The organism is Clostridium sp. D46t1_190503_E9 (genome assembly GCF_015555225.1).
Classification (GTDB): domain Bacteria; phylum Bacillota; class Clostridia; order Clostridiales; family Clostridiaceae; genus Clostridium.
In genome coordinates this window covers 22,071-34,250 of the sequence record NZ_JADNKB010000010.1, presented here as the reverse complement: position 1 = coordinate 34,250, position 12,180 = coordinate 22,071, and the positions used below count along the sequence as shown (strand labels likewise).

Below are 12,180 nucleotides of genomic sequence, written 5' to 3'. Positions count from 1 at the left end.
ACTACTCACCCTCCTCAACTTTATTAATAAGGATTACTTTTTCTATTCCTTCAACTTCTTTTATTTGTTCTATTAATTCATCTGAAATTTTACTATCAACTTCAAATGTCATAGTTGCATTTTTACCTCTTTGACTTCTGCCTAAATTTAAAAATGCAATATTAACTTTATTATCATATAAAATATTTGTAACCTTTGCTACAGTTCCAGGTATATCTCTATGGGAAGTTATTATCGTTGCATAAGCACCTGTGAATTTAACTTTATTTCCGTTTATTTCAACGATTTCAATATTTCCTCCACCAATTGAACTTCCTATAACATCACACTCTTTACCATTTTTACACTTAATTAAAAATCTAACAGTATTAGGATGATAATCTCCTAAATCTTCGTCTTTAAATGTTATTTTTATTCCTTTTTCTTTTGCAATTTCAAGTGAATCCCTAAGTCTTTCATCTGAAGGATCCATTCCCATTATTCCTGCAACTAAAGCTCTGTCAGTACCATGTCCCTTATAGGTTTTTCCAAAGGATCCATGTAATAAAAATGTCACTTCTATAACATCATCACCTGCAATTGCTCGAGCAACTTTACCTAATCTTGCTGCTCCTGCAGTATGTGATGAAGATGGTCCTACCATTATAGGGCCTAATATATCAAAAACACCCATGCCACTCATGATTTTTTCTCCTTTTGTATTTAATTTTGCTATACATATTATATATTGGAATTAATTAAAAATCTATACGAGCTATTACTTATTAAATGTATAAGTAGAACACCTAATAAATTATAGTATATGAATAAATTTAGTATTTTACTAATTTATATAAAACTTAAATATAAATGAATCACTCTTTTAATTAAATGAATATATTGATTATTTATTATACCTATTTAATTTTATAACTTATTACATAAAAAATATTAACCAAAGAGTTTAACTAAACTTAAATCATATATTTTTATTAAGTAAGGATTATCCTTAAAATAAAGTCTAAACTTATTACCATTTTTCTTAAAGTAAATAGTAGTTATACCATTTAACTCTCTTTTTAATTTAATCTTATCTATTTCGTGCCTTTTATACTTAAGTATACTCTTTCTTCTTATAACTTCCAATTCATCTTTATCAATATTAAATACATTGTTTTCAAATATAGTAACCTTTCTACTATATATTATTCCTATAATAAAAATTAAAAATATTAATATCGCAAATCTAGGCTTTTCTATAAGATTTATAATAGAAATGGAAATTAAATAAAAAGGAAAAATTTCTTTAAAAACTTTGGTATTAGTGTAATCAAATAATATATTCTCCTTATTTAGCTCTTTTCTTAAATCTTCAAGCTTACCTTTTTCACTCCATAAAAGAGAACCCAAACTTAACGAGTAAATTTTCCCCCTATAAGTTAGTATTCCTAAATAGCCTTCATCATAAAAAACACTTCTAATATCTGATTTTTTTATTTTTACTTTTCTAAAAAAACTTTTATAAATGAAATCATCATCAGTTAATTCTATAATTACTTTTTTATAATCATTTATTAATACCATAAAAACCCCCATAAGTAATTTAAGAATGAAAAAGTTAAGAAATGAAAAAAATAAAATAAAAATTTTTAAGATTTTTTACACTTTCATAATTTAACGAAGGTAAATTATTTCCTAAATTCTTTCATTCTCTCACTCTTTCATCCTTTCACTTTTCTAGTATTTATAAAATACGCTTCCACCTATAAATTCTCTTAATATACTATTAGTTGGTACATAATCCTTATCTATTTCTTTAAAGAAACCTAAAAATGATTTTAGTCTACTTGCTTCTAAATAAACTGGACTGTCTTGACCAATTTTATCTAGCTCTTCTAGTGCATATTTCTTTAATACACATAATTCATAAACTAAAGTTGAATTAAACATAACATCAGCTTCTTCTTGGAAAACAAAAATATTTCTTTCTTCTCCTCTTCTAATAGATGGCCACATCTTCAAGGTTTGTTCTGCTCCATACCCTCTAGATAAATGATCTCTAACGATTCTTCTTACTCTTCTTATATCAGTAGTTGCTATTCTATTATGATTATCTAAATTTAATTGAGTTAGTGCAGATATATAAATTTTAAATTTTTGATTATCTGAAATTGATGAAGTAAGAATTGGATTTAACCCATGGATTCCTTCAATTAATAATATTCCATTGCTTGGAAGGGTTAACTTATTACCAACCCACTCTCTTCCACCCTTTTTAAAATTAAAACTTGGAATTTCTACTTCCTCTCCTCTTAGCAAACTGCTTAAATTAGAATTAAATAATTCTAAATCTAAAGAATAGATACTTTCAAAATCATATTCTCCATTTTCGTCTTTTGGAGTATGGTCTCTATCTACAAAATAATCATCTAATGATATAGGGATTGGTACATACCCATTTACTCTAAGTTGAACTGATAATCTATTAGCAAAAGTAGTCTTACCTGAAGAGCTAGGCCCTGCTATTAACACAACCTTTGTTTCTTTTCTTTCATTTATCATATCAGCTATTTGTGCTATTTTCTTTTCATGCAAAGCTTCAGAAACCATAATTAAATCTCTAAACTCTCTATTTTCAACTTTGTCATTTAATGAGCCAACTTCTCCAACGCCTAGAATGTTAAGCCATCTTTCTGTTTCCATAAAAATTTGAGATAACTTTCTATTTTCCTTAAAATCAGATACAGAATTTAAATTATCTTTCTCTGGATATCTTAATACAAATCCTGGCTCATAATACATTAAATCAAATGCTTTAATCACTCCTGTTGAATATGCCATTTGACCATAGAAATAATCATATCTTCCATCTAATTCATATAAATTTACATTTTCAAAAGATACATGATTTAATAAAGAAACCTTATCATCCATTCCATATCCCTTAAATATTTCAATAGCTTTTTCTCTTTTTACTCTTATCTTATTTATAGGTAAGTCTTTTTCGATAATCTCTTTCATTTTCAACTTTATCTTATCTATATCTCCAGTACTTAAAACTTCTTCCTTATGAAGTTCACCAAATACCCCTTCTCCAAGACTATGTTCAATTGTTATAACTGAATTATCGAAAAGGTCTAAAGTAGCTTTTATAAAAATGAACTGTAATGTCCTAGTGTAAATTTTATATCCTATAGTACTATCAAACATTATTAATTCTATATCACCATCTCTATCTATAACTCTAAACAACTCATGATACTTTCTATTTACTCTGCATAATGCTACATCCGTTGAATCTATTTTTAGTGAAGTGTCTATAAATTCCTTGTAAGTAATACCCTCTTGAACATCATATTCTTTGCCCTGGTATTTTATCTTAAAAATACTCATAATTGCCCTCCTCCAGCTAAACTTTTTTGTAAATATTTTCTAAATATCCTTATTTAATATTATATACTGAATGTTCAAAAAATCTATAAAAATATCTTACATAATACTACCTTATTAATACTCATATAATACTCACCTTATTAATATAAGAATAAATCTATTCATTTATACAAATAATATCTCTTACGAGGTGGTTTTATGTTTATTGTACTAATTAGAACAATTTTTCTTTATGCTTTAGTTATATTAGTAGTTAGGTTAATGGGAAAGAGACAAATTGGAGAATTGCAGCCTTATGAATTTGTAATTACTATAATGATTTCAGATTTAGCTGCATTACCGATGCAAGATACACGATTACCATTAATATTAGGCGTTATTCCTATTATAACTTTACTATTTATTAAGACGGTATTATCATTAATTCAACTAAAAAGCCAAAAAGCTAGGAAAATTTTAGAGGGTGAACCTTGCATATTAATAAATAGAGGTAAAATAAATTTTGAAACTCTAAAAAAACAACAAATTAACTTAGATGAACTTATGGAAGAAATAAGACTTGCTGGATATTTTGACTTAAGTGAAATTGAATTTGGTATATTAGAAAATAACGGACAAATGTCCTTTCTAACTTCTAATAAATCTAGTGATGGAATCTCAAGTTCTCAAAATACTAGTTCATCTGAGCCTAGACTACCTATTATTTATGTTTTAGATGGTAGAATAAATAGAAATGCACTAACTTCCGGAAATAAAACTGATGAGTGGATTCAAAATGAACTAAAGAAACATAAGGTTAACTCAATTAAAGATGTGTTAATTGCAATGACAGATACTAAAGGTAAATTTATTTACCAACTTCATACAGATAAGGAGGATAATTAATGAAAAACAGCATTATTTCTATACTCCTATTTATAGTATTAATTACAGGATTATTTTTTCTTGATACTAAATTTGTATCACTTTGTGATGATGTAATGATAAAATGTGAAGAAATAGAAGATCTTCTTGCTGAAGGCGAAGAATATTTAGCATATGAAAGTTCAGTTGAACTATTATCATTAATTAAGGAAAAAGCTGATATTCCTGCAATATATCTAAATCATGTTGATTATGATTCATTAATGAATGAATCTCTAAAGTTAACTCTTTATATAAAAGGTGAAGATAAGGCTGAATCATTAGCAACTCTTCATGTAGTAAGATATGCAGCCGAACATTTAAAAGATCTACAAAAGCCTAATTTACAAAATTTATTTTAAAATAATTTTTTAATTCAATCTGATCTTATTTTAATTTACACTTAATTATAAACATGCAAAGCTTATATGAAATAAAAATTACTTGGGATGTCTTTGACATCCCTTTAATTTTAATTGTGTGACAGCATATTTTTAAATTTTTAAATAAAAAAACATTCATAAACTAGTTCATAAAAATGCATCAATGTCATATACATACTATTATCGCGCAAGATTTATACGAAATATTTGAATAATTATTCAAATATACTATTGCATAATTATACCATAAGCTGTATAATTATAAACATAGTTTTCTCGCAAACTATATGAATATTTTTATTTGACTACTTTTAATATTTTAGTAGCCTATATAATATCTAAACAAATATGGCTTCAATATTGCTAATTCTATCAAATAAATCTATAAATGTTTTTAAATATAAATGTTTGATAATTAAATAGATAATTGAAGCATATAAATCAAACAAATTTTTATTAGTAATAAATATACTGTTGCTATTTATAAATATTCTTTCTTTTATTCTTAGCAATATACAAGGGGGCTTTAATATATGAAAAAAATTAATAAAGTTGTACTAGCCTATTCAGGAGGATTAGATACTTCAATAATTATTTCTTGGCTAAAAGAAAATTATAACTGTGAAGTTATTGCTGTAGTTGGTAATGTTGGACAAAAGGATGAACTCGTAGGTCTAAAAGAAAAAGCACTTAAAACTGGGGCTTCAAAGTGCTATATAGAAGATTTAACTCATGAGTTTGTTAATGAATATATTTTCCCTACTATTAAGGCTAATGCTATTTATGAAGGAAAATATCTTCTTGGTACATCTTTTGCAAGACCAATAATCGGTAAAAGATTAGTTGAAATAGCTTTAGCTGAAGGAGCTGATGCTATTTGTCATGGATGTACTGGCAAAGGAAATGACCAAGTAAGATTTGAGCTTGCTGTTAAAGCCTTTGCGCCAGACATGGAAATAATAGCTCCATGGAGAATTTGGGATATAAAATCTAGAGAAGAAGAAATTAAATACGCTTTGGATAAAGAAATTCCAATAGCAATAAGCTACGAAACTAATTATAGTAAAGATAAAAATTTATGGCATTTAAGTCATGAAGGCCTTGATTTAGAAGATCCAAATAATGAGCCAAACTATGATAAAATCTTAGAGCTAACAAATACATTGGAAAAAGCACCTGATAAATCAACTTATATAACTTTAAAATTTGAAAAAGGTATTCCAGTTGAATTAAACGGTGAGAAATTAGATGGTGTTACTTTAATTGAAAAGCTTAATAAAATAGGCGGAGAAAATGCCATTGGAATAATTGACATGGTTGAAAATAGGTTAGTTGGAATGAAATCCAGAGGTGTTTATGAAACCCCAGCTGGAACTATACTTTACAAAGCTCATAAAGATTTAGAAGAAATTTGCCTTGATAAGGAAACTTCTCACTACAAAGAAATTGTAGCATTAAAATTTGCAGAAATTGTTTATAACGGCCAATGGTTTACTCCCCTTAGAGAAGCTTTAACCGCATTTATAGAAAAAACTCAGGAAACTGTTACTGGTGAAGTAAAACTTAAATTATATAAAGGAAATATAATAAATGCTGGAATGACTTCTCCTTACTCCTTATATAGCGAAGAGTATGCAACATTTGGAGAAGATGCTGTATATGATCAAGAAGATTCTGCTGGGTTTATAAACTTATTTGGTCTTCCTATAACAGTTAAAGCAAAAATGAATGAAACACTAAAGAAAGCTGGTAAATAAATATGAAACTTTGGGGCGGACGATTTGAAAAAGGAGTTAATTCATTAGTTAATGATTTTAACTCATCAATACGAGTGGATTCAAGAATGTATAAGGAAGACATCTTAGGTAGTTTAGCTCATGTAAAAATGTTAGGAGAACAAAATATCATCCCAAAAGAAGATAGTATAAAAATAGCTGCTGGCCTAGAAACAATATTAAAAAGATTAGAAAACGGAGTTATCAAAATAGATGAAGCTTCTGAAGATATCCATAGTTTTATAGAAGGAACATTAACCTACTATATTGGTGATGAAGGAAAAAAACTTCATACTGGAAGAAGCAGAAATGACCAGGTAACTCTCGATACAAAGCTATATTTAAAAAGTGCCTTAAAAGATTTAGTAAATAATATTCTATCTCTTCAAGAAGTTATCTATCAAAAGGCTAATGATAATGTAAATACTATAATGCCAGGATATACTCATATGCAAAAGGCACAACCTATAACCTTTGCACATCATTTATTAGCATATTCTGAAATGTTTAAAAGAGATTTAGGTAGAATATTTGATTGTTATAAAAGATTGGATCAAATGCCATTAGGTAGTGGAGCTCTTGCTACATCAACCTATAACCTTGATAGACATATGATAGCAAAAGACTTAGGCTTTGCTTCTCTTACCGTAAATAGCTTAGATTCAGTTTCAGATAGAGATTATGCAATAGAAGCTTTATCAACCTTATCTATGATAATGATGCATTTATCAAGATTTTCTGAAGAAATTATTCTTTGGGCAACAAATGAATTTAGCTTTATTGAACTATCTGATGAATATAGTACTGGTAGCAGCATAATGCCACAAAAGAAAAATCCTGATGTTGCAGAATTAGTTAGAGGAAAAACAGGAAGAGTTTATGGTGATTTAATAACACTTCTTACTGTTATGAAGGGGCTTCCTCTTGCTTATAACAAAGATATGCAAGAAGATAAGGAAGCTTTATTTGATGCCTTAGATACAGCAATTTTATCATTAAAAACCTTCACTGGAATGTTAAATACTATGAAGATTAATAAAGAAAGCATGAGAAAAGGAGCTTCTAGTGGATTTACAAATGCTACTGATGTTGCCGACTATCTAGTAAAAAAAGGTTTAGCTTTTAGAGTGGCACATGAAATAGTTGGTGAAATAGTTCTTTATTGTATAAAAAATGATTTAGCCATAGATGATCTTTCATTAGATGAATTTAAAAACTTCTCACCTATTTTTGAAGAAGATATATATACTGCAATAGATTTAGTAAATTGTGTTGAAGAGAGAAAGGTTTTTGGCGGTCCAAGTTCCTCTTCAGTAAAAATTCAATTAAATTTACTTTTAGAATCAATAAAAAATACTAAGGAGGATTTAAAATGCTTAAAGTAGGAATAATTGGGGCAACTGGCTATGTAGGAGTTGAACTACTTAGTCTTTTATCAAATCATCCTAAAGTTACTATTGAAGCTATAAGTTCAGTTTCTTATGAAGGTGAGCCAATATCTTCTATATATAAAAATCTATATGGTGTTACAAACTTAATTTGTGAAAAACAAAATGATGTTATAAATAAATGTGATATTATATTTGCTGCACTTCCTCATGGTCTTAGTGAGGAAATTGCAGAATTAGTTTATAAGGAAAATAAAGTACTTATAGACCTTGGGGCAGACTTTAGATTAAAAAGCGAAGAAGATTATAAGAAATGGTATGGAAAAGATTTTTTATATAAGGATCTTCATAAAAAAAGTATTTATGCTCTTCCTGAGCATAACAGAGAAAAAATTAAAGAATATAAAATAATAGCTAATCCAGGATGCTATCCTACTTCGATAGAACTTGGATTAATGCCTTTACTAAAAGACTCATTAATTAAATTAGATAATATAATATGCGATTCAAAATCAGGAGCAACAGGTGCTGGAAGAGGTCTTGCATTAAAGTCTCACTATCCAGAACTAAATGAAAACTTTTCTCCATATGGAATAGGTTCTCATAGACATACTCCAGAAATAGAACAATGCCTATCAGATATAGCACAAGAGGATGTAAATATTACCTTTACTCCTCACCTACTTCCAATAAATAGAGGTATATTATCAACTATATACTGCTATCCCAAAGAAAAAACAACTATTGAAAATATTCATAATTTATACTCTAACTTTTATAAATATGAGCCTTTTGTAAATATACTTCCACTTGGTGATACAGCTTCTATAAAAGATGTTAAATACACAAATAATTGCAATATATCATTACATTTAAATCATAGAGGTGATGGACTAATAATCATCAGCACAATAGACAATATGATTAAAGGAGCTGCGGGACAAGCAATACAAAATATGAATATAATTATGGGATTTGAAGAAACAGACGGATTAAAATTAGTTTCTTCTGGAAACTAATTTTAATTTTTTAATTGTAATAAGGGGGTTTTACAATTGCAATTAATTACTACAAATGGAATTACTGCTCCTCAAGGTTTCCTTGCATCTGGAATTCATTGTGGACTTAAGAAAAATAACTTAAATCTAGATTTAGCACTTATTTATTCAACAGTCCCAGCCACAGCTGCTGGAGTATATACAAAAAATAAAGTTAAGGGAGCTCCTATTTATATAACTAAGGAACATTTATCTAATAAAAAAGCTCAAGCAATAATAATAAATAGTGGAAATGCTAATACATGCAATGGGGATGATGGATTAGTAAAAGCTAAAAGAATGACTGAACTTCAAGCAAAGGCTCTTAAACTAAAAACAGGTGATATTTTAGTTGCATCAACAGGTGTTATAGGAATTCCTTTAAATATAGATGCAATAAAAAATGGAATTCCAATGCTTACAGATAGATTATCAAAAGATGGTTTTGATGATGCTGCCACTGCAATAATGACAACTGACACTTATAAAAAGCAGCTATCTTTAGAGTTCATGATAGGTAACAAAAAAATAACTATTGGAGCTATGGCAAAGGGTTCTGGAATGGTAGAACCTAATATGGGAACTATGCTCTCTTTTATAACAACCGATTTAAATATTTCTGGAGAAATGCTTCAAGAAGCTTTAAAAGAAAGCACAAAAATAAGTTATAACAGAGTCAGTGTAGATGGTGATACTAGTACAAATGACATGGTTTTAATATTAGCTAATGGTCTTGCTGATAATGAAATAATTAAAAGAAAAGATACAAATTACTACTTATTTATTGAAGCATTGAATAAAATTAATATAACTCTTGCTAAAATGATCGCTAAAGATGGTGAAGGTGCAAGTAAGCTTCTTGAATGTGTTGTTTATAATTGCAAATCTCAAAAAGATGCAGAAATATTATCTAAAAGTGTTATAAACTCCCCTTTAGTAAAAACAGCAATGTTTGGTAGTGATGCTAATTGGGGAAGAATTTTATGTGCTCTTGGTTACTCAGGAATTAATATAGATCCAAACAAAATAGATTTAACATTTGAAAGCTCTGTAGATAAAATTGATGTTTGTAAAAATGGTATAGGACTTTCCTTTGATGAAGTTAAAGCCAAAGAAATATTATTAAAAGATGAAATTACTATCCATATTAACATGAATGATGGCAACTTCTCCTCTACTGCCTGGGGATGTGATTTAAGCTATGATTATGTAAAAATTAATGGTGACTACAGAAGTTAACTGGAGGTATTAAGTTTTGAATTATTTTGAACATGCAAGAGTATTAACTCAAGCACTTCCATATATACAATCATTATCAGGTAAAATAGTAGTAATAAAATATGGTGGAAATGCAATGACTAGTGATGAACTAAGGAAAAGTGTTGCAACTGACATAGTATTATTACAATGTGTAGGAATAAAACCTGTTATAGTTCATGGAGGTGGACCTCATATATCAGAGTTTATGAATAAAATAGGTGAAGAAAGTAAATTTATAGATGGTCTCCGTTATACAGATGATAAAACTATAGAAATAGTTCAAATGGTTTTAGGAGGTAAGGTAAATAAAGACATAGTAAGCTTAATAGAAAGCGCTGGTGGAAAAGCACTCGGCTTATGTGGCATAGATGCCTCATTTATAAAAGCAAGAAAATTAGAAAAATCAATTGATCTCGGATTTGTAGGAGAAATAACATCTATTGATACAACTCTACTAACTACTTTATTATCATCAGGATACATTCCTGTTATAGGATCAATTGCAACAAGCGAGAATTGCACTCAAACTTACAATATAAATGCAGATATCTGTGCATCTAAATTAGCTTCAGCGCTAAAAGCTGAAAAATTAATGCTGCTTACAAATGTTCCTGGATTAATGATAGATCCAAATGATGAAGCTACATTAATATCATCACTAAGACTACATGAAATAAAAAAACTACAAATGGATGGAATAATAAAAAGTGGTATGATTCCTAAAATTGATTGTTGTATAGAAGCCATAAGAATGGGAGTAAAAGAAGCACATATAATAGATGGCACTCTCCCCCACTCAATACTTTTAGAGCTACTCTCAAAAGAAGGAATAGGAACAATGATATATTAACAATTATTATGGGGGTTTTTATATGTCTAATGATTTATCTTTAATGTCAACTTACTCTTATCTTCCTGTGAATTTAGTTAAGGGTAATGGCTGTATGCTATATGATGATAATGGAAATGAATATATAGATTTTACAAGTGGAATCGGGGTAAATAGCCTTGGTTATGGGAATTCTGAATGGAGCAAAGCTATATCTAATACCGCCTGTACTTTGCAACATACATCAAATATTTTTCTTAATGAGATTACTTTAAAGTTAGCTGATAAAATAACTACTCTTTCAGGAATGAGTAAAGTATTTTTTTGCAACTCTGGTGCTGAGGCTAATGAAGGCGCTATAAAATTATCTAGAAAATATAGTTTTGATAAATATGGAGCTAATAGAAATAAAATTCTTACATTAAAGCAATCTTTTCATGGTAGAACTTTAGCAACTTTAACAGCAACTGGACAAGATAAATTTCACAACTACTTCTTTCCTTTTCCTGGGGGATTTGATCATTTTAAAGCAAATGATATAGATGATTTCAATGATAAATTATCTAATGATGTTTGTGCTGTTATGATGGAAGCAATTCAAGGTGAAGGTGGAATTTATCCTTTAGATTATAAATTTGTAAAAGAAGTTTATAAAATATGTAAAGAAAGAGATATTATTTTAATATTTGATGAAGTTCAATGTGGAATAGGTAGAACTGGAAAACTATTTGGTTATCAACACTTTGATGTAAATCCGGATATAGTTACCATTGCTAAGGGCTTAGGATCAGGTTTACCTATAGGAGGTTTTCTATGCAATGAAAAATTATCAAACGTCTTTAAACCTGGTGACCACGGTACAACATTTGGTGGAAATCCAGTGGCTTGCTCTGGAGCATTGGTTGTTTTAGATACCATTTGTACTAACTCTAAATTAAATGAAATTACGGAAAATGGTGAGTACTTAATTTCTTTACTTAAAGATATAGATTCAAATTTAATTAAAGAAGTTAGAGGTAAAGCCTTAATGATAGGATTAGAACTAAAAATACCAGCTTTAGAAATACAAAAGAAAGCACTAAAAAAAGGGCTTTTAGTATTAACAGCTGGACCAAATGTCGTTAGGCTACTACCACCTTTGATAATAACAAAAGAAGAAATAAAAAAAGGAATAGAAATAATAAATGCAATATTAAGCAATGAGTAATAACAATTGATAATGGACAATTAAAA

11 protein-coding genes are annotated in these 12,180 nt (G+C 28.5%); 8 read left to right on the top strand and 3 right to left on the bottom strand.

Features of this window, described 5'->3' with window-relative positions; genetic code table 11:
- Position 1: 1 nt before the first annotated feature.
- The 3 genes from sdaAB to I2E83_RS12325 form a co-directional block, all read right to left on the bottom strand.
- On the bottom strand, positions 2 to 682 hold the full coding sequence (sdaAB, locus tag I2E83_RS12335; RefSeq protein ID WP_195265203.1) for an L-serine ammonia-lyase, iron-sulfur-dependent subunit beta: 681 nt from the start codon (positions 680 to 682) through the stop codon (positions 2 to 4).
- A 248-nt stretch (positions 683 to 930) separates the two neighbouring features.
- On the bottom strand, positions 931 to 1,563 hold the full coding sequence (locus tag I2E83_RS12330) for a hypothetical protein (protein ID WP_195430051.1): 633 nt from the start codon (positions 1,561 to 1,563) through the stop codon (positions 931 to 933).
- Between the two features lie 153 nt (positions 1,564 to 1,716).
- Entirely contained in the window at positions 1,717 to 3,372 is a 1,656-nt protein-coding gene (locus I2E83_RS12325) for a nucleoside kinase (RefSeq protein ID WP_195430049.1), read from the bottom strand.
- A gap of 198 nt (positions 3,373 to 3,570) precedes the next feature.
- Here I2E83_RS12325 and I2E83_RS12320 point away from each other — a divergent pair, with 198 nt between their 5' ends.
- The 8 genes from I2E83_RS12320 to I2E83_RS12285 all read left to right on the top strand — a co-directional run bounded on the left by I2E83_RS12320 (position 3,571) and on the right by I2E83_RS12285 (position 12,154).
- On the top strand, positions 3,571 to 4,257 hold the full coding sequence (locus I2E83_RS12320) for a DUF421 domain-containing protein (RefSeq protein WP_195430046.1): 687 nt from the start codon (positions 3,571 to 3,573) through the stop codon (positions 4,255 to 4,257).
- A complete protein-coding gene (locus I2E83_RS12315) occupies positions 4,257 to 4,637 on the top strand; it encodes a DUF4363 family protein (protein ID WP_195265196.1) in 381 nt (126 codons plus the stop codon). The genes I2E83_RS12320 and I2E83_RS12315 overlap by 1 nt, the downstream gene beginning before the upstream one ends.
- A 554-nt stretch (positions 4,638 to 5,191) precedes the next feature.
- Entirely contained in the window at positions 5,192 to 6,415 is a 1,224-nt protein-coding gene (locus I2E83_RS12310; protein WP_195430043.1) for an argininosuccinate synthase, read from the top strand.
- Positions 6,416 to 6,417: 2 nt separating this feature from the next.
- The gene (argH, locus tag I2E83_RS12305; protein WP_195265192.1) at positions 6,418 to 7,818 is read left to right on the top strand and encodes an argininosuccinate lyase; all 1,401 of its coding nucleotides are present in this window, start codon (positions 6,418 to 6,420) and stop codon (positions 7,816 to 7,818) included.
- Positions 7,806 to 8,840, top strand: coding sequence for an N-acetyl-gamma-glutamyl-phosphate reductase (argC, locus tag I2E83_RS12300; RefSeq protein WP_195430038.1), 1,035 nt, complete (start codon positions 7,806 to 7,808; stop codon positions 8,838 to 8,840). Before argH ends, argC begins: the two co-directional genes overlap by 13 nt.
- A 36-nt stretch (positions 8,841 to 8,876) precedes the next feature.
- A complete protein-coding gene (gene argJ / locus I2E83_RS12295; RefSeq protein WP_195430035.1) occupies positions 8,877 to 10,097 on the top strand; it encodes a bifunctional glutamate N-acetyltransferase/amino-acid acetyltransferase ArgJ in 1,221 nt (406 codons plus the stop codon).
- 16 nt (positions 10,098 to 10,113) lie between these two features.
- Positions 10,114 to 10,968, top strand: coding sequence for an acetylglutamate kinase (gene argB / locus I2E83_RS12290; protein ID WP_195265187.1), 855 nt, complete (start codon positions 10,114 to 10,116; stop codon positions 10,966 to 10,968).
- A gap of 22 nt (positions 10,969 to 10,990) precedes the next feature.
- Positions 10,991 to 12,154, top strand: coding sequence for an aspartate aminotransferase family protein (locus I2E83_RS12285; RefSeq protein WP_195430032.1), 1,164 nt, complete (start codon positions 10,991 to 10,993; stop codon positions 12,152 to 12,154).
- The last annotated feature ends 26 nt before the right edge of the window (positions 12,155 to 12,180 follow it).